The following is a 23,042-nucleotide window of genomic DNA, read 5'->3' as shown; positions in this document are numbered from 1 at the left end:
CACCATCCTCATGCAATGCCGCGATGTTCCCCGACAGCCAGCGATGATTGCCTGATCCACGATGGGCCATGAGCAGCAATCTCCTGCGCCACGGGCGGCGTTCCATCATCGGCCAGATCTACGTGCTGACCACGACGACTAGCCAACGCCACCGTCGCTTTGAATGCGACGCCACCGCAGGCTGTGTGTCCCGCCAGTTTCAGGAACTGGAGCGACAAGGCCTTGTTCAGTCGCTCGCCTGGGTGGTGATGCCGGATCATGTGCATTGGATGCTGCAACTGCGCGCGTCTGAGCTGTCGGGCATCGCCCGTCGGTTCAAGTCCTCCAGTGCGTTGGCGTTGAATCGGTTGGCTGGTCATCGTGGCGTGGTCTGGCAGCCCGGATACTTCGATCACGCGGTCAGGGCCGAGGAGTCGCTGCATCGCCAGGCTCTGTATATCCTGGGAAATCCCATTCGAGCCGGCCTGGCCAGGGAGATTGGCGAATATCCCTACGCGTGGTCGATCTGGTAGTGCCGGCCGTTGGCCGGCAACCTCATGAATCTCCGGAAGCATCGCCAGGCTGCCGGCCAGCGGCCGGCACTACCAGGGGCGGGGTTCATAAGGCTGCCGGCCAGCGGCCGGCACTAGCAGGGGGCGGGATTCATGAGGCTGTCGGCCAGCGGCTGGCACTATGGCAGGGTGAGCCGATAGACCAGCACGCGGTTGTCGTTGTCGTACGCACTGTCGCAGTGCTCGCCCTGCATGCGGCAGCTGCGTGCGATGAAGTCATTGTCGTTGCCGATCAGCAGCAGTACGTCGTTGGGGTGCTCTGGATCAAGCGCCGGCAATACGTCCATCGCTTCCCATTTCTCCGACAGCAGTCCCGGGTGCGGGCCGCGCCCTGTATCCAGGTCCAGCCCGGCCCGGGCCAGTTGTGGCCGGTCGAGCAGGTTCAGCACCTCTTTAACGTTGGCGGGCACGATGCCGGTCTTCAAGATCGCATCAGCCGGATCGGCCAGCACCGATGCCGTGCCGGTCTCATATTCCGTATCCACCAGATTGGAAGCCTGCGCCACGTTCACCAGCAGCACCGATTTATAGACGATCGGGTCGTCGCCATCCTTGCCCAGGCCATTGCCATCGCGCGCCAGCATCAGGAATCGCGCGTTGTCCAGCGCACGCAGCTCGCTCTGTGCAGCGGTACGGTCGAGCTTGCCCTTGCCGTCATGGGCATAGGCGGGCAGGACCATCACGTGATGGCCGACCGGCTGCGTCGGCGTCGGGTTGGCCGACACGTCGTAGACCAGCACGCGGGTATTGATGCGGCCGGCGGCATTGCCCACCGCGCTGTCCTGGATCAGCGCACTCTGCAGGGCAACAAACAGCCGTGTGCCGTCGGGCGACAGGCTCATGCCTTCCACGCCCTGGTTGTTGCGGCGCCCGGTCTGCGGCGGAGTCAACGATCCAAAGGCAGGCTTGCCATCACGTTGTGGCTGGATCGCCAGCGGCGGCACGATCACGCCCTGCAGCTGGCCCTGTGCATCGAAGTAGTAGACGTTGGCGGTGTACTCGTCGCCGATGTAGAAGTGGCCGTCGGCAGTGAACTGCAGGGATTCCGCATCGAGCGCGACCTTGCCGGCCCCCGGGCCCACGGCGGGCGAGGGCAGCACCACGCCACGCTGGTTGATCGTGTGATCACCGGGGTCGGCACCGGTGAAGGGCTGGCCGTTGTAGTCCCTCAGCACCAGGCCCTTGTCGGGCGTCATCGCCACCACGCCGAAGCCCTTGGACGTTCCCTGCGGCCAGTCGATGCGCAGCTTCATGCGTTCCAGGCGGCCGGCGTAGTCGTAGAACAGGCCGGCCTCCGGATCGTTGCGGCCGCGGTCGGGCAGCGTCCACAGCACCCCCTGGTAGCCGCGCGCGGTGCGCCGCCACGTGCCCGGCTGTATCGCCAACGACGAGAACGAGCCCAGCGTATCGCCGAGGAAGTCCACGGTGCCTGCCGGCAATCGCCCGGCGGCGACCAATCCCTTGTCCACGTAGGTGAAGCTGCCTACGTCCACCGCGCGTGGTGGCATGCCGCGGGCTTCATGCGGTGCGTTGTAGCCGCTGACCGAGAGCGCGGCCAGCAGCAGGGCAGTAGCGGACATCGATGGACTCCTCGGCCGGCGATCAGAAGCGGACGTCGATGGTACCGAACACTTGGCGCGGTGCCGACGCATGGAACACATACAACTTGCCCGACGGGTCGCTGGGTGCGAATACGCTCGAATCCAGGTTGCTGGCGTAGCGCTTGTCGCCCAGGTTGGTGACGTTCAGCGACAGGCGCATGCCCTTGGCGAAGCCGACCTGGCCGAAATCGTAGCCACCGGCCAGGTCGAACACGGTGAAGCCGCCGAAGCCCTGGTCATTGGTATAGGTGTAGAAGCGTTCGCCGGTGTACTTGCCGCGCAGGCTGGCGAACCAGCCGTTGTCGCGCCAGGTGATCTCGGTGGCCAGCAGCTGCTTGGGCGTGTCGGTCTGGATCTTGCCCTTGATCTGCTGCTCGACGCCAGCCTGGACGTAGTTGGAGGCATACGTCGAGCGGTTCAGCGATGCCGAGGTGTACCAGCTGAAGTGCTCGTTCGGTGTCCACAGCACGGTCAGTTCGGCACCGCGGCTGTCGACGCCGCCGACGTTGTAGAAGCGGTTGCCGCAGGTCGGTCCGACCGGCTGCCGCGAGTCGCAGGGGTTGTACTGCAGCAGGCGGTTGTCGAAGCGCACGCTGTAGGCAGCGACCGATGCCTGCAGCGTGTCGGTGACGAAGCGGTAGCCCGCTTCCAGAGAGCGCGATTCTTCCGGTTTCAGGTTGCCCTGCGCGTTCCAGGTGGCCTGGCTGACCGCTTGCGGGCCCAGCTTGAAGCCGCCCTGGAACATGGCGATGTTCTCGGCGTAGCTGGCGAACACTTCGTGATGCTCGCTGAGGCGGAAGTTGGCGCCAACGCTGGGCAGGAAGTTCTTGCTGGCCTTCAGCGAGCCGGTGGCGAACTGGTTGTTCGAGCTCGGCGAGATCGGTGTCCTCGCATCGCCGGGCAGCGCCTGCGCGTCGGAGGTGGCATGCGGACTCTTGGCGCCGAATTCCAGGGTCAGACGGTCGTCAAGCAGGCGCCAGGTGTCCTTCAGGAAGAACTGGTGGGTCTTCCAACGCGTGCGCTGGGCGAACACACCCACATCCGAGGGCAGGGTGTTCATGCCGCTGAGGTCGCGTGGGCCGTCCACTGCGGTCTGGTAGCGTTCGGCGCTGCTGGTGTTGCGTTCGTACCAGACGCCACCTTCGATGCGGTGCGCCCCCAGCTCCCAGTCGAACGACAGCGTGCCGCCGTCGCGGTCGATGGTGTAGATGGTGTTGCGGAAAATGATCGGGATTTCCTGCGCCGTGCCCTTGTTCGACCAGGCGCCGCTGTTCCAGTTGTGGCCTTCGCCGCGATCGTCGTGGTGGTAGGCCAGCGCCCGCAGGGCGAAGCCGTCGGCGAGGAAGAAGTCGCCGGCCAGGTAGTACAGGTTGTCATCGCGCAGGATCTGCCCGGCAGTGAAGGCGCCGTCGGCGTCCTTGCCCGGACCGCTGTTGTCGCACTTCTTCGCGTTGAGGCTGGCGGTGTTGCAGTAGGCCTTGGCCACGGCCTTGTTCCAGTCCGGTGCGTAGCCGCCCCAGTCCCAGCCCAGGCCGCGGGACATCTCGTCCTTGGACAGGTAGAAGTAGTCGGCCTGGCTGGTGCGCGAGGTGTCGACGAAGCCGGTGATCTGGCCGCTGCCGAAGTTCCACACGCCCTTGGCGTTGAACTGCCTGGTGGTGGATGTGTTGTACGCGGTCTGGTCGTTCCACAGGTCCGAGACCGCGTTCATGCCCGACACGTAGCCGGAGAATCCGTTGTACTCGCCGCTGTCCACGCGCACGAAGGTGCGGCGGTTGGCATCGCTGCCGAAGGTCTGCACCACGCGGCCGCCCAGTTCCTGCGCCGGCCGGTCGGAGGTATAGGAAATGGTGCCGCCGAGGTTGCTGGTGGACGGCGTGCCGAGGCTGCCGATGCCCACGGCCAGCTCGGCGCCCGCCATGTTCTCGCTGATCAGCGCACGGTTGATGGTCAGGCCGTTGTAGTTGTTGTACGCACCGTCGCCCAGCGGCACGCCGTCCAGCGTGTAACCCAGCCGGGTGGCGTTGAAGCCGCGAAGGCTGAGGGTCATCGACTGTTCGTTGGTACCCAGCGCGTCGGCCGACTGCGCGTTGACGCCCGGCAGCAGGTTCAGCGTTTTCTGCAGGCTGGTGCCAGGCGGCAGGATGTCCAGGTTCTCGCGGGTGATGCGCTGCACCTGGCGCGCCTCGCCACTGCCGATGACTGAAACGGCATCGAGGTCGGTGGCCGACGGCGCCTGCTGCGCCCATGCGGTCGGCGCAAGGGCAAGGGACAACGCAGCAGCCAACAGGGTCTTGGTCATGGAGCAGGCACTCAGGCAGGCGCGAGCCGCCGCGTGGAAACGGAGCTCAGGCAGATGAAAGGGGAAACACGCGATGCGATCACAGACGCCGGAGGCGCCGTTCGATCAACGTGAAAATGGTGCGCTAGACAGATGACTGTCTGGTGACATCGTCATCTGTGCTTGCGACTGGGCCGGGTGGCGGCACTGCTTTGAACGTTGGATCGACCGGCGCACTGCTGTGGTAGATGCCAACCTAGGTTGGCATGCGCAGCGTCGAATGGACGCTGCGCTACCCGGTTTGTGGAGCGCCAACCAAGGTTGGCATCTACCAGAAGCGCGGATCGAGATTGCCGTGTCCAGAAGTGCCGATCGAGGTCGGCGTCAACGCGCGCTCAATCCGCCTTGCGTGGCTTGCGTGTGCGTTTCGGCTTTGCGGTATCCGCAACGCTGGCTGCACCATCCTGCAACGCCTGCAGCCACGACAGCGTATCGACGTAGTCGATGAAGTGGCGCAGATACCCGGGGCTGGTTGCCTGCATCGTGTCCAGCATGCGCTGCACCAGCACTGCCGAGTTCAGCGGGCCGCCGTCGGCAGGGGCCTCGGTGCGCAGCGAGCGGCGCACCTGCAGCTCGCTGCGCAGTTCGGACCACTCTCGGCGCACCTCTTCCAGCATCGGCACCTGCGGATAGTGCGCAAGTGCACGCGAGCCGGCATCCAGTTCGCACACCAGCGCACGCAGTCCATCCAATGGCGAGGACTCAGCTGCCATCGCCGCTCTTTTCACCCGGTGCAGCCGCCTTGGGCTTGGGAATCGGCGCGATCTCCACGCGGCGGTTGCGCGCGCGGCCATCTTCGCTGGCATTGGAACTGACCGGCTGCTCGCTGCCGAAGGCGGCGGCGAACACCGCATCGGCCGGTACACCGTCGGCGATCAGGGTCCGGGTCACCGTCAGCGAGCGCTGCGCGGACAGTTCCCAGTTGTCGGCGAAGCGGCGGTTGCCTTGGCGTACCGGCGCGTCATCGGTGAAGCCGCTGACCATCAGGATTTCTTCGCGCGAACCCAGGTACGCCGCCAGCGGCCCGGCAAGGCTGCGCAGCAGCTCCTGGCCTTCCGGCTGCAGCTGGTCGGAGTTCAGCGCGAACAGCACGTTGCCGCTGATGCCGATGCGACCGTCCACCAGCGTCACCCGGCCGGCGGCAAGCGGACCGGCCAGCGCCTGTTCCAGTGTCTGCAGGCGCTTGGCCTCGGCCTGGCGCTGCTTGACCTCCTGGTCCAGCCGCTGCGACAGCTCCAGCTGCACGGCGACCACGCCGACCAGGATTAGCACGAACGCACCCAGCAGCACCGACATCAGATCGCCGAATGCCGCCCAGATCGGGGCGTGCGAGCCGCCATCGACCTCCAGCTCGTCGCTCATGCGCTGCCGGCCTTGCCGCGGCGCGCGGCCAGCTGCTGCAGTTCTTCCATCACCTGCTTCTGCGACAGCAGGCTGAGGTCGACCACCTCGCGCGCCTGTGCCACGTAGTACGCCAGCTGCTCATCGCTGCGCGCCAGCGAGGCATCCAACGCACCGCCGATCTGCTCCAGGCGTCCCGACAGCTCCGCCGAGGCGGTGCCGAACTGCTCGACCGCAGAACCGAAGGTGCCGGCCAGCTGACCCACCTCACCGGCACTGCCGTTGAGCAGGGTGGCGATGCCATCGAGCTTGCCGGTCTCGGCCGCGATGTGGTCGGTGAAGCGGTTGCCGACGCGTTCCAGCAGTTCAGCCGAACCACCGACCAGCGCGTCCACGGCCGTGCGCTGCTCGTGCGAGGCGTGGTTGATCGCCTCCAGCAGGGTCTGCACCGTGGCCAGCAGGTGGCCACGCTCCTCCAGCATCGCGTTGTCGCGCACCAGGCTTTCGGACAGGGTGCTGCGCAGTTCGTTGATGACCTCGGCCGCGGCTTTCGGCGCTTCAGCCGCGGTCTGCAACAAGGTGGACACTTCGGCCAGCGTGGCGCTGGCCTGTGCGCGGCCGTTCTCGCCGATCTGCTGCGCGGTCTGCGCCAGCGTGTCGCACACCTGTTGTTGCTGCGTGGACAAGCGTTCGCCATCGGCCTGCAGGCGCTCGGCGAGGTCGGTCGAAACGTTCTGCAACGCATCGCTCCAGCGCTGCAGGCGCTGTTCGTCAGCGGCCACCAGCTGAGCCTGCAATGCGGCATGCGCCTGCTGCAGCTCGGTACTCACCGCGTCCCAGCGTGCCTGACGCTGCTGTTCGCGTGCATCCAGGCCCGCCTGCAGTTCGGCGTGCGCCGTGGCGGTGGCGGCCTGTGCAGCCTGCCAGTCCTGCAGGCGCTGTTGTTCGTGGTCCTGCAGCAGCGACTGGCCGGCGGCGTGGCGCTCATCCAGCGCCTGCAGCAGCGCCTGCGCACGTTCGTCCAGGTGGCTGCTGGCACGCTGCAGTGCCTGCTGCTGACGCTCGACCAGTTCATTGTTCAATGCATGCTGCTGTTCGGCAGCGGCACGCCAGGCGTCGGCGTTGCCGCTGGCGTCGGCCTGCAGGCGCTCGCCGATGCGCACCACCAGCGCTTCACTCTGCGCGCTCTGGCCTTCGCTGAAGGCCTGCAGATGCTGGCGTAGTTCAGACACCAGTGCCTGCTGCGCGCCGGTCTGCTCGGCCACGACGTTGGCCCAGCTGGCCTCGGTGGCCACACGGCTGCGCTCGAAGCCTTCAGTGAGGCCGTTCAACTGCTGCTGCACCGCGTGTTCGACGCGCGAATGCAGCGCCTGGCCGTGGCTGGCCAGACCGGCCAGCGTGGCTTCGGCCATCGGCTGCAGCGCGCCCCCGATGGCGGCGGCACTGGCTTCGGCGCCTTCGCGCAGCGACTGCTGCAGCGAGGTGGCCAGGCGTTCCTGCAACGCCTGGCTCTGCGCCAGGAATTCGGCCTGGCCCGCCAGCAGGCGCTCATTGGCGGCCGCGCTGTGCTGTTCGAAGGTGCTGGTCATCGCCTGCAGGCGATCGACCAGCGCAGGCAGCGCAGCGGACTGCGACTGCAGCAGGCGCAGCGACTCGGCGCGCTGCCAGGCTTGCGAATACGGATGCAGGTCAGTGGCGATGGCGCGGTCCAGCTGCTGCACCACCTGCAGGCGGTCGCGGCGCAGCAGCGCCGACAACAGGCCCAGCATGGCCGAACTGGCGACACCGGCGATGGACGTGCCGAACGCCACCGCCAGGCCCTGCACTGGCGAGGCCAGCGAGCCGCGGATGGCGGCCATGTCGGTAGCGCTCTGCAGGGCCAGGCCCGTGCCGCGCAGGGTGTCCATCATGCCCAGCAGCGTGCCGAGCATGCCCAGCAGCACCAGCAGGCCCACCAGATAAGGGGTCAGCACCGGAGAGGGCAGGGCGGTGCGTTCGCCCTCCACGCGCAGGCGCACCGCATTGCGCAGGCCCAGCGGCACACGCTCCAGCCACGGCGCCAGGCTGTCCCTGGCCAGCGAAACGTCATTCAGCGCGGCGCGCAGGCCATTGCTGGCCTGCCGGTAGCGGTACAGCTCCACGCCACCGGCGATGTAGCAGGCCGCAATGATCGCGGCCACGGCCGCACCCAGCGGGTGAACCGAGACATAGCCGACACCGATCCAGCACACGGCCAGCAGGCCAGCAAGGAAGACAAGGACGTGGAAAACAGTTCTGGACATGGTGTTCCGGTCAGTGTGAGCGCAGGGCGGCAAGCAGCCCCTGGATCGGGTGGAAGCGCAGTTGCAGCTCGGCGAGCAGCAGCGTGCGCATGTCGTGGCGGAAGGACGCGCGCCAGCCGGGCTGGCCGTGCACGCGTTCGAATCGGGCGCCCAGCACCGCCGGGGCGGTGGCGAGCAGGCTGTGCTCGCGCGGGCTCAAGGTCTGTTCCATCACCGCATCGACCTCGGCCAGCCGCGCCAGCTCCGGTGATGCCAGCACCAGCTGGTCACGCAGGCGGCCGCGCAGGCGGCCGGTGGCGGTCTGGATGGCCTGCTGCAGCACGCGGTAGCGCTGCCGCAGCGAAGCGAAGTTGGGTGCCGCAGCGGCCTCGGCCAGGTCCAGCAGGCGCTCGGCCTCGGCATCCTCGCTCAGCGAGGCCAACAGACTAGCTTCGGCCTGGGCGCAGTCGGCCAGCAGATCATCCAGCGCTTCGGCGGCCTCGGCCGGTTCAGCCAGGCGGCCATCCAGCGCCCCAGCAAGGGCCACGGCACGGCTCCAGTCCACCCACTGGCCGAGGCGATCGGTCAGGGCGGGACTGGAGGCCGGCATCGCGCCGTCGCTGAGACGGGCGAGCAGACGGAGGAAGTCCGGTCCACCCAGGACCGGCTGCGCTGCGTTCGCCATCAAGGGGGTGGGGGCCAAAAACCGTTGATTTTACAACCAGATGAAGCCGGCCGTATGAAGGCGGGGCGGAGGGGCAGCAACGATCGGGCCGCAGGGCTTAAAATGGTCGGCTGTACCACCGCACCCCGACTTCTGGAGCTTGAGATGACCGTTGCGCAGTTCTACCCGATCGGCACCCCCGGACAGCCCTGGGGCGACGCCGAACGCGCGCAGTGGCTGGCCCGCCAGCAGCGGCAGCGCAGCTACCATGAAGACGTGGTGACCGCGCTGGAGCGGCTGGACGAGCGCTTCGACGTGGTCCAGTACGGTCAGCTCGACTACGCGCCGGACCACTACCCGCTGTTTGCGGTGGTGAACCACGACTGGAACCCGGCCCTGCCGACCGCGCTGGTCACCGGCGGCGTGCATGGCTACGAAACCAGCGGTGTGCATGGCGCCCTGCAGTTCCTGGAACAGCACGCCGAGCGTTACCTGGGCCGCTTCAACCTGATCGTCGCCCCGTGCGTGAGCCCGTGGGGCTACGAGCGCATCCAGCGCTGGAATCCCAATGCCATCGACCCCAACCGCAGCTTCCGTGACGGCGGCCTGATCGAGGAAGCCGCCTCGCTGATGCGCTGGGTGGCCGAACGCAAGGCCAACATCCGCGTCCACCTGGACCTGCACGAGACCACCGACAGCGACCTGCACGAGTTCGACCCGGCTCGTTGCGCCCGCGACGGCAAGCCGTTCGAGCGCGACACCATTCCCGATGGCTTCTATGTGATCGGCAACAGCGAAGACCCGCAGCACGAATTCCAGAAGGCACTGATCGCCGCCGTGGCCCCGATCACCCACATTGCCCCGGCCGACGCCGAAGGCAATCTGGTGGGCATGCCGCTGCAGTCGCCGGGCGTGGTGTGGGGCGAGTCGCGTTCCATCGGTGCATGTGCTGGCTTCACCGATGCGCTGTATGCCACCACCACTGAGGTGTACCCGGACAGCCCGCGCACCAATCCGCAGGAATGCAACGACGCCCAGGTTGCGGCGGTGTGTGCGGGGTTGGATTTCGCCCTGGCCAATTGATGGCTGTGCCGTAGCGCCGGGCCACGCCCGGCTGCTGCGGTCGGCTGCAGGATCAGTCGATGCGTTCGGCCTGCGCGCGAAGGCGGTCGGCGTCGTCGACCAGCCCAAGTGACTGCAGCTGTTCGGCAAGAACGGCAAGGTACCGTTTCTCGGCCACAAGAAACGCGTACCCGCCATGCGCTGGTCCCCAGAAGCCGTAGAGCTCGACCTGGCCGTCGGGGATGAACAGCCCTTCCACCTCCCGCTGATATTCATCCAGGTCGTCGGGATAGACGATGCCGAAGCCTCCGTTCGAATCAACACATCCCTGCCGCTTCAGCGCGAAGGCGGCGAGAGCGGCAGGGTCACCCCATGCATTGATGACTTCCTTGACGCGTGAAAGGGTTTCAGGTGTGGGCCGCATGTTGAACGATATCCTCAGCGAGCAGCGCCACAAGTGGCGGGGTGGAGACCGGTGTAGTTTCAATGCTGGATACGTCGATGTCGAAATCATCGCGAAGCTCGCATCCTTTCATGATGGGCAGCGTTACGGAACAACGCTTGGCCGCCCCTCGTGCCCGGAACCGGCCCAACCCCCACCCAGCGCCAGGAACAGATCCACCTGACGGTCCACCCGCTGCGCACGCGACGCTGCGAGTGCGGATTCTGCATCGGCCAGCGCGGCCTCGGCAGACAGCACATCGAGGAAGCCGATCCTGCCGAACCGGTACAGCTGCCCGGCCTGGCCGCTCGCACGTGCCGCGTCGTCGCGGGCGAGGGCAAGGCTGTGCTCGCGATCGATCTCCTGCGCATACGCCGACAGCGCGGTTTCGGTCTGCCGCAACGCATCCAGCACCGCGCCATCGAACGATGCCAGCGCAGCATCGGCGTTGGCCCCGGCAGCGTCGATCCGTGCGTGGGTTGCGCGGCGGTTCGGCCAGCGCCACGACAGCAGCGGTCCGATGGACGCGCCGATGCTGTCGCTGCCCAGCAGCTTCTTGAATGAACCTGCCATGCCAGCGGACGCGCCGATGCTCACTTGTGGATACAGCGCCGCCGTTTCCACGCCGATCATCGCAGTGGCGGCCGCCAAGCTGCGCTCCGCCGCACGGATATCCGGGCGACGCTGGATCAGCTGGCTGCCATCGCCGACAGGAATCAGCTGCTGCAGGCGCGGCGGTTGTTGGCAGTTGGCGACGTCCTGCGGGTAGTCCGCTGGTAGTCGGCCCATCAGTGCTGCCAGTTCGAACAGGGTTGCCTGCCGCTCGGCAACCAGATGCGGCACAGCCGCCGCGCTGCGGTTGACCGCCGCGCGCGCCCGGCTCACGTCAAATTCGGTTCCGCGTCCGCCGGCCGCCAAGCGGGTGGTGGCGTCCAACGTGGCGCGCTGCGTATCGAGCACCCGCTGCGTCGCCGCCAGGGTAAGGTTGGTCGAACAGATGCCGACATAGGCGCGGGTGACGGCGGCGGCGACAACCACCCGCACCTGGTCACGTGCCGCAGCGACGGCCTCTGCATCCGCGCTGGCGGCTTCAATACCGCGGCGGATGCCACCGGCCAGATCCAGCGGGTAGGACAGGTGGATGCCGAGCGCGTACACCTGCGGTGGCGAGGAAGGGGAGGTGTATCCCCCGGCGCGGGCCAGCGTGGCCGATGCGTCGGCGTCGGTGCCTACCGAGCCCTCGGCCCGGACCTGCAGCACCATCGCCGTGGCGCGCCGCAGGTTGGCGTCGGCCGCGCGTAGATCGGTGTTGGCCCGCAGCGCTTCGCTGACGTAGGCATCGAGCCGTGGATCGTCGTACAGCTGCCACCAGCGGTCCGGCGGCTCGGCCTGTATGTAGGCAGCCTCGTGCCCCGATACGAATGCGCGGCGGGCCGCCGGGGCGGCGGCGACCGCGTTGGCCGGAAGTGTGTAGTCGGGGCCGGACACGCAGCCGGCCAGCGACAGCGCACAGGCGAGCACGCCCGCGCGTGATGCGGTGCCGATCACTTGCAGGCCCCTTGCGCGCGCGGAGTGATGGTCACGCTGGCGGTTCTGCCCACGATCAGGCGGCTGTCCGGGGCAACGTCATCCAGGCGGATGCGGACCGGTATCCGCTGCGCCAGCCGCACCCAGGTATAGGTCGACGCGACCGACGGCAGCAGGTTGTGGGTGCTCGAGCGCTGGTCGTCGGCGATACCGGCGGCGATGCTCTCGACATGCCCACGCACGTCGCGGCCATCGCCCATCAGGCGCGCGACCGCGGCATCGCCTTCGCTGATGCAGTTGAGCTTGGTTTCCTCGAAATAGCCTTCGACCCTCACGCTGCTGCTGTCGATCAGGGCCAGGGCCTGGGCGCCCGGCTGCAGGAAGTCACCGGGATGGAGATCAAGATTGGTGACGGTGCCATCGGCGCTGGCGCGCACTTCGGTGCGCTGCACGTTCAACAGTGCCACCCGCCGCTCCGCACGGGCCTGGGCCAGACCGGCCACTTCAGTATCGACCTTGGCCGCATTGCGCTCGCGTGTCTCCGAGGCGACCAGATTGCCCAGCGCGATATCCCGCTTCGATTCACGGCGGGCAAGGGTGAGCGTGGCCTGCGCACTGCTCACTGCGGCATCGGCCTTCTCCAGCGCGGCGGCATAGCGCGGCTGGTCCAGCACCAGCAGCAGCTGCCCGGCTTTCACTCGCTGGTTGTCCTGCACCAGCACCTGGGTCACCAGTCCGCCCATGTCCGACGCCACGCGGATCACATCCGCGCGTACCCGGCCATCGCGCGTCCAGGGCTGCGTTTCGTATCGGTTCCAGAGGGACAGGGCCGCGATGACGGCGACGGCGAACAGGCAGAGCGTTGCGCTCCAGCGGCCAAGGACACTCAGCACGTGTTTCATTTCAGTTTCTCGAACAGGGGCGCGAGCTGGATCAACAGCTCCGCCAGGATCACGAACAGCGAAAGGCCCACCAGCGGGCGATAGGCGAACAGCCGGTACAGCCCGAGGCTTGCCAGCAGCCGCGAGGCCATCATCGACAGGGCCAACGCGATGAGCGCCACCGCCAGCAGGCCGGGAACGAAGACGCCATCGATGGAGATATCGGAGAACATCGCATCAGTCCTCATGAGCGAGCAGGTCGCGGCGCAGGCCGGAAAGCAGTGCAAGAACATGCTCGGTTCCGGGCGCGCTGCCAGTGCTGACGGCGTCGCGTGTGCGTTCGAGCGATTCCAGCAGCGGCGCATTCACCAGGCGGGGAGTGGGAGTGCGGAAGTGGGCGGTGGCCCTGTGCATCAGCAGCGCATGACACTCGCGGCTGCTACGGTCCTTGAGCGTCCTGCCGATCACACGCAGTTCGGCCACGGCACTGGCCGCGCGCATGTCTGCAAACATCGTCCGCAATGTGCGGGCCGCATCCGGATGGCCGCGCAGGCGAGGAGCAAGCAGCGCAAGCCGATCCACCATGCGGCTTGTCCAGTCGCTGGCATTTCGCACCTGCCCGGCCGCCCGACGGGCGATGTCCCGCCTGATCACATCCTGCAGGCGCGCGCGGCTGCGATTGCTGTCCAGGGTCTGCAACAGCGACATGCTGCACAGCGCCGCCGCCGTGCCGACGAACAGCGCGACGCCGCTGTTGAGCGCACCCACGATGTTGCTGGCATTGGTCGCGCCCAATCCTGCAATGAGCGGGAAGGTGAGCACCACGCCCAACGCCGCCATGATGAACGGTGGGCGGGCGAGGAACGAGCCACACACCAGCAGCGCGGGCGCCAGCGCCATGGCCAGGCCGACGAAATCGGACAGGCCCGGAAAGATCACCAGTGCGTAGAACAGCCCAATGACCACGCCGATGGTCGACCCGATCAGGTAGCGCATGACATGCCCGGCAGGTGCCTCGGCGGTCCCGAACAACACGCAGGCCGTGCCGATGATGGAGACGGCAGTTGCACCATCGGACCACGCGGTAGCGATCCACAGCGTGCAGCTCAGCACGATGCCGACGAAGGCACCCAAAGCGCTGCGCAGGGCGACCCGGTGATCACGATGCAGCACATGGCCGTTCGCCTTGCTGGCGAGGTGCACGGGCACTCGCCGGCGCCAGTCCGGGCGGGCGGCGTGCAGCTGCTCTTCCAGCAGCCGGCAGTCGTGATGCGCAGCATCGAGTTCGGCCTGACGTGTGCAAAGCGCTGCACACAGCACGTCCAGCCATGCTGCCGTGCCAGCAGGCTGCGCGCGCAGCTGGGCCATCGATTCATCCACCGCGCTGGACTGCATCAGCACATCGAGCATCCGGTCATGCAGTGCGCGCAGGATCTGCACCTGGGCAACGCCGTGCGCGCTGTCGAACGGCAGGTGGATGGACAGCGTGTGCAGTTCGAGCAGGTCCGCGGCTACTTTGGAGCGGTCCTCCGCCAGTACCGTGTCCCTGGCGCCTGCGCGCATGTCCTGCGTCCAGCGTTCCGCATCGCCGAGGATCGACGCCACACGCGCGTGCACGCGCGGCGAGACCCGGCGTGGCAGCACCAGCCCGTGGACCAGCGTTGCCGCAAGAATGCCGATCGAGATTTCCTGCACGCGGGTGATGGCAATGGTGAAGACGTCACCGGGCACCATCACCGCCGGGAAACCGATCAGGCTGGTGGTGTACCCGGCCAGCAGGAAGGCATACGCACGCGGTGTGCGGTCGAGCATGGCCAGGTACAGGCACAGGCCCATCCAGGCCGCCAGCACCACGCTCAGGACCAAAGGCGCGTTGGCGAGCCGCGGCACCAGCAACACCGTAGCAACCGCGCCGCCGACGGTTCCCAGCAGGCGGAACAGGCCCCGGCTGAGCGTTGCGCCGGACATCGGCTGCGACACCAGGTAGACCGTGCCGACTACCCAGAACGGGCGGGTCAGGCCGATGCGCAGCGAGACATACAGCCCGAGGATCGCGGCGAGCAGGCACTTGAGCGAGAACAGCACCGCTTCGCGGTCGACCTTCAATGCCGGCGACGTCAGCAGCGCACTGGGGCGCGAAAGCCAGGGGCGGGTGGGGGCGGGAATCTGCATGCCGCCATCGTATTCAGCGAGGCCTGCAGCCGAATTTCGCTAGAATGCCAGCCTATCGCTGAATCTGGTCATTGAGAATGACTCGCATCTCGTTGCCTGGCTTTGATCTGGACCCGGACGCGACGGATCGGCCGGCAGTGGCCAGCCGCCTGCAGGTGGCCGACCACGATGCCGAGATTCCGGTGCACGACCACCGCAAGGGACAGCTGATCCTGGCGCTTCATGGCGCGGTGACCTGCGAGGTGGCCAATGCCCTGTGGATCGTGCCACCGCAGTGCGGCGTGTGGATTCCCGGCAGCCTGCCGCACAGCAATCGCGCCACGGCGAACGCGCGCCTCTGCTATCTGTTCGTCGAGCCGGGCGTCGTCGACCTGCCGCTGCACTGCGTGACGCTGTCGATCTCACCGATGGTGCGCGAGATGATCCTGCACCTGGCCGATGTGCCTCAGGACTACCCGCGCGGCGGGCACGTCGAGCGGCTGGCGCGGGTGCTGCTGGACGAACTGGTGCAGATGCCGGCCGAGCGGTTGTACCTGCCGGTGAGCGATCACCCCAAGATCCGTGCGCTGGCTGCGGCGCTGTCGGCCAATCCGGCCGACCGCAGCACCATCAGTGAATGGGCCAAACGCCTGGCACTGGGCGAGCGCACGTTGACGCGCCTGATTGATCGGGAAACCGGCCTGTCGTTCGGGCGCTGGCGGCAGCAACTGCACCTGCTGGTTGCGATTCGCGAGCTTGCCGGCGGCGCGGCGGTGCAGCGGGTTTCTGAAACCCTGGGCTACGAGTCGGTGACAGCGTTCATCACGATGTTCAAGAAAGCGCTGGGGCAGTCGCCTACGCGGTATTTTGCGGCGCGGCTGCGTGGGCAGGATTCTGCTGCGCGTGGTGGTTGATGGTGACTGGCTGACGTTGATTGGCTGAAAGGAAGTATCAGCTCTCTGCGGAACTGCGTTTGTCACGTATCGAATAGATCACTGAAAAGATCTTCCAGCCCCGCTCGGTGCGGACCAGTTGCCACATTTCCCTGCCCCAGTTCTGTTTCGCACCGTTGGCGTGGAAGCTGTAGTCGAACGACACCGATGCCACATCGCCGTCCGTGTCGATCTTCGTGTTGAAGAACTTCTCCTCTCGTGGCGCTGCAGTGGCCACGGCCTCATCGATGAGCGAAATGAAGTTGTTCGATGGGATCTTTCGTGCCTTGATCGCATCGGGCTTGGCCGTGCGGATGTCCGCCAATCGCCGGTCCTCGGACACGAACTGCCAGCCGATGTCTTCCGGTCTATCCGAGAAGAACAAGCTCATGTAGGTCGGTTTGTCCTTGTTGATCAGCGAGGTGCGGAAGGACTCGATCACCTGTTCGATCGCTTCTACATCGGCAGGCGTGCTTTGCTCTGCGCAAGCCGGAAGGCAGGGCAACAGGCAAAGGGCGAGGGTGGTGAGGACCGTTCCTGGAATGTGCATCGGTAGTGTCGGGTTGAAGGGGAGGGCGGGCATGCGCATCAGCGAGCGTACGTGCGCCAGAAGAGCACGCGATTGCCTGTGCTGCTTGTTGCGACGAAGATCGACTTGCCGAGTTCGGGCTCGCAACGAAAGAAGGTATAGGAGCGCTTCAGAGCGGTCTCACTCGGCCACCAGCTTCGATTGAACAGTGCCGGCTGGACAGCGCTGTGGTCGACGGGCCGGCAATCGGATGGCAACAACAGCTGCTTACTGCGTGGCGTGGTGAAGGCAAGCGCGCTCACGTTTGAATCGAGGTCGTGCACCTCGCGCAGGTCGGTCGCCTCCTCGGGCACCCACGCGGGAATCCAGCCCTTGGCAATCATCTCGGCGTCGACGGCTTCCTGCTTCGTGGCGTAGGAGCTGTCCATTACCAGATCGCAGGAGGTGAGTACTAAGCAGAGTGCGAAGAGGAGGAGCAGCCTCATGCGGTCTGAAAATGGAGGTAATGTCGGGGTCATAGACGATCCTGCAGCGCACCCTTGCATCACTGGCTTGACGGTGCACGCTAGCACTAATGAAGACTGGAAGCAGTTTGGGGGGAGTACTTTGATCACCAGGGCAGGATCGTTGCCGATATCGATAATCGTGACCGACATCCCACGGCTTGACTTGATTATGTAATGGGCTTGCGCGATAACTGCCCCGTGCGGCATTGTCGCATTCCGGAACAGGGACGATCCGAAGCAGGGCGCGACAGGGCGGTGATCCGCCTGTGCGCCTTCGTCCCTCCCGGCGCGGTATTCGCCCAGGAAGGAGAACACGGATGTTCGAACGGACAATGAAGCTGGCGTGTGTGGCGCTGACGATGGCCGCGCTTGGCTGCGCGGCCCCCCTTGCCGCGCAGGCGCAGGAGAGCAAGACAACCTGGCGCATCTCCCAGCCAAGCGGGAATTCGACCCAGTACAAGACTCAGCAGGAGGCAGTGCAGGCGATCAAGAGCCTGCCCGCGCCGAGTCCGTTCCCGCCTGAGCTCCAGTTCGGTTGGCAGTCCGTCAATTCGATCAAGTCGAAGGTCGTGGACCTGGAGGGAAATACCTCAATCACGTACTGGATGGGCAAGTCCCAGCCCTCCGACCCTGATTGGTCGTATCTGAGTACCGCTATATTCCCGACCGAAGAGGCGATGGTTGCCGCCTACCTGGCCAAAGTTCAGGAGGCAAATCCTGTATGTCCCGGAGCGGCGGTCACCCCGACGAGTGAATGGTATGCACTCAGCCCCGACATGGAAGGGACGATCGAGACCCGCGATTTTCAAGCGACTTACATGACCGGCTACAATACGGCGGAGTCGCCGTGCACGCCCTATCCAAGCGATGCCCATATGACGCGGACCCGGCGTCTGAACTGCCCGGTCCCCCTCACCCAGTGGTCCAACAAGCATGAGGCGTGTGTCAGCGAAGAGTTCGTAGCAACCATTACCTCCAAGACGACGCAGTGCGACAAGGATGGCGGGAACGGCAACTGCCCGACCTCGGGTAACAGCGCCATGAGTGGCATGAGCCCGAACCCCTCCAGCACTCCGGCATCGCAGGAGCCTCCGTGCACTGGTACGGTAGGCAACCCCTGCGACGTAAAGACCGGCGAGAAGTACGAGATCGCCCAGGACTTCGATCTGGGCTGGATCGCACTGACGCGCTATTACCATTCGGGAATATCCACCTCGTCCGGAGGCTTCGGCCACGGCTGGACACATTCGCTTGGAGCGCAACTGGCACTGGATGGGGCGGGTGGCGCAGGCATCGTTGAAGCCACCGGTTTCCAGCGCGCCTTCAAGAAGATCGGCCAGGTCTACGAGGCTGCTGACAGCAGTGGCGATCGCCTGGTCCAGAATGGAAACTGGACGCTGTACGCGTCCGACGCCATTTCGACATTCGACGATGCGGGTCGGCTCGCCGCGAAGCGCTTTGTGGACGGTACCTCGCTCACCTTCGTCTATGACAACAGCCAGCGCCTAGCTGCCGTTGTGCACAGCAGTGGCCGTACGCTTGAATTCGTCTATCAATCCAACGACTACGAAGCCCTGATCAGCTCCGTTCTGGTCGCGGGCGTGCCGCAGGCGAGCTATACCTATACTGCGCATGGGCAGGTCGCTACCGTCACCTACGCGGGCGGCGGGGTGCGCACCTATCACTACGAGAATCAGGATTTCCCCCAGCACCTGACCGGCATTACCGCCGAGGATGGGCGCCGCTACAGCACCTTCACCTATGACACCATCGGTCGCGTCATTTCGAGCCAGCACGCGGGTGGCGCTGATGGCGTAACCCTTGCCTACAGCCCAAATGGCGGTGCGGTGGTCACCGATGCATTGGGCCATCAGACCGATTACACGCTGACAGCCGGTGATGACAGCGCACCTCCCCGCAAGGTGTCGGGCACGACCGATGCCCAGGGTTCGATCAGTCGCACCTACTATGATGGCGCGGTCGATTTCCGTCGGCGTCTGGATACCTATACGGACCGGCGCGGCGTCCAGACCAAGCACACTTACAGCGAAGGCGTCGACGCGGTGACGGGCCGACCGGCCAACACACATACCATTACCGATGCGGTCGGCCTGCCTGAGCAGCGTGTTGTGCAGACCACGCGCGACAGTGTTACCAACGCGGTGCTGGCTACGACCATCGCTCAGCGTGAGACGCGTACCGCCTACAACGCCCGTAGACAGCCGGTGAGCGTGACCCTGAAGGACCTGGCGTCCGGGCAGACGCGTACGGCCACGTATACCTATTGCGAGGCCGCGGATGTAGCCGCAGCCGGCAGTTGCCCCGTGGAGGGGCTGCTGAAGAGCGTGGACGGCGCACGTACCGACGTGGCCGACGTCAGCACCTATGCCTACTACGCCGCAGACGACGCAGGGTGCGCGACCAATGGGGTCTGCACCTATCGCAAGGGCGACCTGCGCAGCGTCACCAATGCACTCGGTCAGACGGTGGAGACGTTGGCCTACGACGCCTACGGGCGACCGTTGTCGGTGAAGGATGCCAATGGGGTGGTCACCGACTACGCCTACCATGCCCGCGGCTGGCCCACCTCGGTGACCGTACGCGGCGCCACCACCGCCGAGGATCGATCCACCCAGATCAGCTACTGGCCCACCGGCCAGGTGCAGCAGATCACCGAGCCGGATGGCGGCAGCGTGACCTACGTGTATGACGCAGCACTGCGACTGACCGATATCGAGGACAACGCAGGCAACACCATTCATTACACGCTGGACAATGTCGGCAATCGCCTGAAGGAGGACACCCTGGATGCGGGCGGTACCCTGCGCCGCACCCTGGCACGCACCTTCAACACGATTGGCCAGCTTAAGGCGCTGAAAGACGCCGGCAACCACGCCACTGGCTTCACCTACGATGCAAACGGCAACCCGCAGACGATAACCGACGCCCTGCAGCGCGTCTCCAGCCAGCAGTACGATCCCCTGAACCGGCTGGCTCGGACCCTGCAGGACGTGGGAGGTGTTGCTGCGGAAATCCGCAGCCAGTACAACGCGCTGGACCAGGTCACCCAGGTGACCGACCCGAAGGGCCTGCACACCACCTACGCCTACAACGGCTTTGGCGATCTGACCGGCCAGGTCAGCCCGGACAGTGGCGCCAGCAGCTTCACCGTGGATGCGGCAGGCAACCGCAAGACCGCCACCGACGCGCGCGGTATCACTGCCACCTATCACTACGATGCACTTAACCGCCTGACTGGTATTGCCTATCCGGACCCCAATCTGGACGTGGGCTACAGCTATGATGTGGCGCCGGCCGTCTGCGTGGCTGATGAGCGATTCGCCAAGGGGCGCCTGGGGCAGGTGCTGCACGCCAGTGGCAGCACCCAGTACTGCTACGACCGCTTCGGCCAGATCACCCGCAAGGTGCAGGCTGTCAACGGTGTCGCCAGTACACTGCGCTACGCCTACAGCAAGTCGGGCCGCTTGACGTCGTTGACCTACCCGGACGGCAGCGTGGCTGACTACTTGCGCGATACCCAAGGGCGCATCAGCCAGATCGGACTGACCCGGCCTGGCCAAGCGCGCCAGATCGTGGTGAACAACGTGAGCTATGCAGCCTTCGGCCCGGCGACCGGTTGGACCTATGGCAACGGCCGTCAATTGCAGCGGCCGCTGGACCTGGACTACCGCCCGCAGGCCGTGCATGACCCGGCCGCAGGGGGCCTGTCGCTGAGCTATGGCTATGATCCGGTGGGTTCGATCACCGAGCTGAAGAACGGCGCAGGGTCCGAAGTGCTGGCCAAGTACGCTTATGACGCGCTCGGCCGCCTGACCCAGACCCAGGACGGTACGACCGGCACGCCGATTGAAACCTACGGCTACGACGCCACCGGCAACCGGACCTCGCTGACTACGTCGGCTGGAACGGCCGCCTATACCTATCCGGCAACCAGCCACCGGCTGACTGCGGTGGATGGCGAGGTGCGGAATCACGACGCATCGGGCAACACCACCAGCATTGGCAGCAAGGTGTTCACCTATAACGATGCCAACCGGATGAACGCGGTGAAGCAGGGTAGCGCCGTGCTGGAGAGCTATGCGTACAACCATCGCGGCGAGCGCGTGCTGCGCACCCCAGCCGGTGGTGCAGCACAGCTCACGCTGTATGGCGAGGCAGGGCAGTGGCTGGGCAACTATTCGGCCACGGGGGAGGCGCAGCAACAGGCGATCTGGCTGGACAACTATCCGGTGGCACTGATCAATGTGCCGGGCACCGGCGTGCCGGAGCTGGCCTACATCCAGCCGGACCACCTGGGCACGCCGCGCGTGGTGATCGACTCCGTGCGCGATGTTGCGATCTGGGAGTGGAGCAACAAGAGCGAAGTGTTCGGTGATCAGATTCCTAGTGCTGATCCGGATGGCGATGGCGTGGCGTTCGACTTGGCGCTGCGCTTCCCCGGGCAACAGTCGACGGATGCGAGTGGGCTGTTCTACAACTACCAGCGGGAATACGACCCGGCAGTGGGACGCTATTCCCAGAGTGATCCGATTGGGTTGAATTCTGGTGTGAATACATATGCTTATGTATTTTCAAGGCCGATGAATTTCACCGATCCGAGGGGGCTAAAGACCACCTTGATAACCACCTACGATTTTGGAATTGGGAGTCACTCTGCGATCCATGTCGCAAGGCCCGGACAACCCGACTTCCTATACGATCCAGCAGGTTCGTACGCGCCCGGTGGACGTCGGGGAACTGGTGGGCTTTTCGAGGGGGATGATGCTAGCTTGGCTGGATACAGCAGGTATCAGCGCGCGACTGGAAGCCGTGTTGAGTTCACCGTTATTCACCTGTCGCCGGAGCAGGAAGCTACTCTGGTCCAGAATGCAGAGGAATGGGGCGATCCTCGTGGTTTCGGGTGTGCAGCCTCTGTGTCGGGTGCGTTGAGTGGAATGTGTGGTATCACTCAAACGTTCCGTCCTGGTGTCCTGAATGATATGGCGAAGGAGGCCGAATGCCCGGTCAAGTGAAAGATAGGTTGGTGGCATCTTCAGTTTGTTTCATGCTTTGTGTTGTTATCAACATTGCGGCATGGAGATGGGTTTCGGCATTTGTGAAGATTGAGGGGATGCGGATTCCATACGTCGTGCTGATTTCGTTAATTCTGTCTTTCGCATTCTATGGCTTTGCATTGATTCGCAAAGAATGGACGGTGCTCGCGGTTGCTGGGATCGGGGCTGCTGCCGGCGTTGTAGGCGGGACATTCGCCATTACGCTGTCCAATTTGGTAATCGTTGATGGCTTTCAGCGGCTCGTTGTCAGCTTCGAAAGATATGGGGCAATTGCTGCTCTTTGGGACGTCCCGGTATCGCTGCTACTTGGCAGCTGGGCTGTTGGGGCACTTTCTTTCTGCGCTGCATGGTTGAAGCTCAAGAGATCCTGTGGCGGGAAGGAGAGTGGGCGAAGAATTGGCAGGAATGCCTCTCGTCCGCGAGATGCTGGCTGACGCCGCTGGGAGCGGTATGCACTACGCTACCCCTCCCGCTGCAACCACCCCGCCGCCTGCGCGCATAACGATTGGCAGAAGATGACCAACCCCCTCATCACCCGGCCGCCCACGTACGGCTCGGGTTCGCCGTTCTGCCGGGTGCGTTCCGCTGCGTTCAAAATCCCCATGGGCCTGGAAGCTTCGGTGAGATGGTGGGTGGCAAGTGTCAAGAGCGACTGCGTATAGATCCGGCGACGCCGCCGGGTACCAAAGGGCAGAAGTACTCCCACTACCAATTGGACCAGAAATGTGAGCATTTCAGCCCTGCGCCTGGGGATCGCGATCCGAAATTCCGGTAGATGAATAGAGAATAGATTTCCCCCCGGTTGACGATGACGAGCCGGGGCTCATCGATCTTCTTGATCGTTGGAAGGCGGTAGGCTACCCGTCGTCCGGGTTGAAGTGTTTCCGTATCGAGGCCTGCTCGACCGGAAGCGTCATTCTCGTCTATGCAAGGACATGGCGGGTCGAGAACCTGTCGATGGCGCATACGGTTCTCTGAAGGACGTCCGATGCCCAGATTGCTCACCTCCGACGAGGTCTCCCTCATCCAGAGGATGCTGCCTGGGACTACCGAGTTGTCCGAGCAGCTGTTGAAGGATCTGGCGCTCGCCCAGGCGGATGTCCTCGGACTCGGGGCGTGCTGTTTCTCTCCAGCAAGACTCAGGTCCTTGGCCGTGACGCTGCCACCGCAACGCTTGT

General features: G+C 65.2%; 18 protein-coding genes. 5 read left to right on the top strand and 13 right to left on the bottom strand.

Going from position 1 to position 23,042, the window contains the following annotated elements; all coding sequences use genetic code 11:
- Positions 1-68 precede the first annotated feature (68 nt).
- A complete protein-coding gene (locus HFK18_RS17895; protein WP_180167282.1) occupies positions 69-512 on the top strand; it encodes a transposase in 444 nt (147 codons plus the stop codon).
- A 158-nt stretch (positions 513-670) separates the two neighbouring features.
- Here HFK18_RS17895 and HFK18_RS17890 read toward each other — a convergent pair whose 3' ends face one another.
- The 6 genes from HFK18_RS17890 to HFK18_RS17865 all read right to left on the bottom strand — a co-directional run bounded on the left by HFK18_RS17890 (position 671) and on the right by HFK18_RS17865 (position 8,780).
- Complete coding sequence (locus HFK18_RS17890; RefSeq protein ID WP_180167281.1) at positions 671-2,131, bottom strand: esterase-like activity of phytase family protein; 1,461 nt, start codon at positions 2,129-2,131, stop codon at positions 671-673.
- A gap of 22 nt (positions 2,132-2,153) precedes the next feature.
- Positions 2,154-4,454 (bottom strand): TonB-dependent receptor, encoded by a 2,301-nt coding sequence (locus HFK18_RS17885; protein ID WP_180167280.1) that lies wholly within the window; start codon positions 4,452-4,454, stop codon positions 2,154-2,156.
- A 374-nt stretch (positions 4,455-4,828) separates the two neighbouring features.
- Complete coding sequence (locus HFK18_RS17880) at positions 4,829-5,206, bottom strand: DUF2894 domain-containing protein (RefSeq protein WP_180167279.1); 378 nt, start codon at positions 5,204-5,206, stop codon at positions 4,829-4,831.
- Complete coding sequence (locus HFK18_RS17875) at positions 5,196-5,855, bottom strand: OmpA family protein (RefSeq protein WP_180167278.1); 660 nt, start codon at positions 5,853-5,855, stop codon at positions 5,196-5,198. Before HFK18_RS17875 ends, HFK18_RS17880 begins: the two co-directional genes overlap by 11 nt.
- Positions 5,852-8,116: a DUF802 domain-containing protein gene (locus HFK18_RS17870; RefSeq protein ID WP_180167277.1), complete on the bottom strand. Its 2,265-nt coding sequence runs from the start codon at positions 8,114-8,116 to the stop codon at positions 5,852-5,854. Before HFK18_RS17870 ends, HFK18_RS17875 begins: the two co-directional genes overlap by 4 nt.
- A 10-nt stretch (positions 8,117-8,126) precedes the next feature.
- The gene (locus HFK18_RS17865) at positions 8,127-8,780 is read right to left on the bottom strand and encodes a DUF3348 family protein (protein ID WP_180167276.1); all 654 of its coding nucleotides are present in this window, start codon (positions 8,778-8,780) and stop codon (positions 8,127-8,129) included.
- 144 nt (positions 8,781-8,924) lie between these two features.
- On the opposite strand from HFK18_RS17865, the gene HFK18_RS17860 reads away from it, so the two are divergent.
- Complete coding sequence (locus tag HFK18_RS17860) at positions 8,925-9,842, top strand: M14 family metallocarboxypeptidase (RefSeq protein ID WP_180167275.1); 918 nt, start codon at positions 8,925-8,927, stop codon at positions 9,840-9,842.
- Between the two features lie 52 nt (positions 9,843-9,894).
- Here the strand turns inward: HFK18_RS17860 and HFK18_RS17855 are convergent, their stop codons facing one another.
- The 5 genes from HFK18_RS17855 to HFK18_RS17835 form a co-directional block, all read right to left on the bottom strand.
- Positions 9,895-10,245 (bottom strand): hypothetical protein, encoded by a 351-nt coding sequence (locus HFK18_RS17855; RefSeq protein ID WP_180167274.1) that lies wholly within the window; start codon positions 10,243-10,245, stop codon positions 9,895-9,897.
- 123 nt (positions 10,246-10,368) lie between these two features.
- Complete coding sequence (locus HFK18_RS17850; protein ID WP_343202977.1) at positions 10,369-11,811, bottom strand: efflux transporter outer membrane subunit; 1,443 nt, start codon at positions 11,809-11,811, stop codon at positions 10,369-10,371.
- Entirely contained in the window at positions 11,808-12,692 is an 885-nt protein-coding gene (locus HFK18_RS17845) for a biotin/lipoyl-binding protein (RefSeq protein WP_180167273.1), read from the bottom strand. The genes HFK18_RS17850 and HFK18_RS17845 overlap by 4 nt, the downstream gene beginning before the upstream one ends.
- The gene (locus HFK18_RS17840; RefSeq protein WP_099818682.1) at positions 12,689-12,904 is read right to left on the bottom strand and encodes a DUF1656 domain-containing protein; all 216 of its coding nucleotides are present in this window, start codon (positions 12,902-12,904) and stop codon (positions 12,689-12,691) included. Before HFK18_RS17840 ends, HFK18_RS17845 begins: the two co-directional genes overlap by 4 nt.
- Positions 12,905-12,908: 4 nt before the next feature.
- Positions 12,909-14,843: an FUSC family protein gene (locus HFK18_RS17835; RefSeq protein WP_180167272.1), complete on the bottom strand. Its 1,935-nt coding sequence runs from the start codon at positions 14,841-14,843 to the stop codon at positions 12,909-12,911.
- A gap of 77 nt (positions 14,844-14,920) precedes the next feature.
- Here HFK18_RS17835 and HFK18_RS17830 point away from each other — a divergent pair, with 77 nt between their 5' ends.
- A complete protein-coding gene (locus HFK18_RS17830) occupies positions 14,921-15,736 on the top strand; it encodes a helix-turn-helix transcriptional regulator (protein ID WP_180167271.1) in 816 nt (271 codons plus the stop codon).
- 37 nt (positions 15,737-15,773) lie between these two features.
- Here HFK18_RS17830 and HFK18_RS17825 read toward each other — a convergent pair whose 3' ends face one another.
- Positions 15,774-16,304 (bottom strand): nuclear transport factor 2 family protein, encoded by a 531-nt coding sequence (locus HFK18_RS17825; protein WP_180167467.1) that lies wholly within the window; start codon positions 16,302-16,304, stop codon positions 15,774-15,776.
- A 38-nt stretch (positions 16,305-16,342) separates the two neighbouring features.
- Positions 16,343-16,711, bottom strand: a complete 369-nt coding sequence (locus tag HFK18_RS17820) for a hypothetical protein (protein WP_257216298.1) — start codon at positions 16,709-16,711, stop codon at positions 16,343-16,345.
- Between the two features lie 395 nt (positions 16,712-17,106).
- Between HFK18_RS17820 and HFK18_RS17815 the strand changes: the two genes are divergently transcribed.
- On the top strand, positions 17,107-21,822 hold the full coding sequence (locus tag HFK18_RS17815; protein ID WP_180167270.1) for an RHS repeat-associated core domain-containing protein: 4,716 nt from the start codon (positions 17,107-17,109) through the stop codon (positions 21,820-21,822).
- Complete coding sequence (locus HFK18_RS17810) at positions 21,807-22,298, top strand: hypothetical protein (RefSeq protein WP_133120075.1); 492 nt, start codon at positions 21,807-21,809, stop codon at positions 22,296-22,298. The genes HFK18_RS17815 and HFK18_RS17810 overlap by 16 nt, the downstream gene beginning before the upstream one ends.
- The last annotated feature ends 744 nt before the right edge of the window (positions 22,299-23,042 follow it).

The organism is Stenotrophomonas sp. SbOxS2, from assembly GCF_013416715.1.
Lineage (GTDB): Bacteria > Pseudomonadota > Gammaproteobacteria > Xanthomonadales > Xanthomonadaceae > Stenotrophomonas > Stenotrophomonas lactitubi.
The sequence above is the reverse complement of the archived record's forward strand: the minus strand, read 5'-3'. Positions and strand labels throughout refer to the sequence as shown.

Bases quoted from the DNA above. Each gene is read 5' to 3' on its own strand.
- HFK18_RS17895 (WP_180167282.1), top strand. From the start codon at position 69: ATGAGCAGCAATCTCCTGCGCCACGGGCGGCGTTCCATCATCGGCCAG.
- HFK18_RS17890 (WP_180167281.1), bottom strand. From the start codon at position 2,131: ATGTCCGCTACTGCCCTGCTGCTGGCCGCGCTCTCGGTCAGCGGCTAC.
- HFK18_RS17885 (WP_180167280.1), bottom strand. From the start codon at position 4,454: ATGACCAAGACCCTGTTGGCTGCTGCGTTGTCCCTTGCCCTTGCGCCG.
- HFK18_RS17880 (WP_180167279.1), bottom strand. From the start codon at position 5,206: ATGGCAGCTGAGTCCTCGCCATTGGATGGACTGCGTGCGCTGGTGTGC.
- HFK18_RS17875 (WP_180167278.1), bottom strand. From the start codon at position 5,855: ATGAGCGACGAGCTGGAGGTCGATGGCGGCTCGCACGCCCCGATCTGG.
- HFK18_RS17870 (WP_180167277.1), bottom strand. From the start codon at position 8,116: ATGTCCAGAACTGTTTTCCACGTCCTTGTCTTCCTTGCTGGCCTGCTG.
- HFK18_RS17865 (WP_180167276.1), bottom strand. From the start codon at position 8,780: ATGGCGAACGCAGCGCAGCCGGTCCTGGGTGGACCGGACTTCCTCCGT.
- HFK18_RS17860 (WP_180167275.1), top strand. From the start codon at position 8,925: ATGACCGTTGCGCAGTTCTACCCGATCGGCACCCCCGGACAGCCCTGG.
- HFK18_RS17855 (WP_180167274.1), bottom strand. From the start codon at position 10,245: ATGCGGCCCACACCTGAAACCCTTTCACGCGTCAAGGAAGTCATCAAT.
- HFK18_RS17845 (WP_180167273.1), bottom strand. From the start codon at position 12,692: ATGAAACACGTGCTGAGTGTCCTTGGCCGCTGGAGCGCAACGCTCTGC.
- HFK18_RS17840 (WP_099818682.1), bottom strand. From the start codon at position 12,904: ATGTTCTCCGATATCTCCATCGATGGCGTCTTCGTTCCCGGCCTGCTG.
- HFK18_RS17835 (WP_180167272.1), bottom strand. From the start codon at position 14,843: ATGCAGATTCCCGCCCCCACCCGCCCCTGGCTTTCGCGCCCCAGTGCG.
- HFK18_RS17830 (WP_180167271.1), top strand. From the start codon at position 14,921: ATGACTCGCATCTCGTTGCCTGGCTTTGATCTGGACCCGGACGCGACG.
- HFK18_RS17825 (WP_180167467.1), bottom strand. From the start codon at position 16,304: ATGCACATTCCAGGAACGGTCCTCACCACCCTCGCCCTTTGCCTGTTG.
- HFK18_RS17820 (WP_257216298.1), bottom strand. From the start codon at position 16,711: ATGGACAGCTCCTACGCCACGAAGCAGGAAGCCGTCGACGCCGAGATG.
- HFK18_RS17815 (WP_180167270.1), top strand. From the start codon at position 17,107: ATGTTCGAACGGACAATGAAGCTGGCGTGTGTGGCGCTGACGATGGCC.
- HFK18_RS17810 (WP_133120075.1), top strand. From the start codon at position 21,807: ATGCCCGGTCAAGTGAAAGATAGGTTGGTGGCATCTTCAGTTTGTTTC.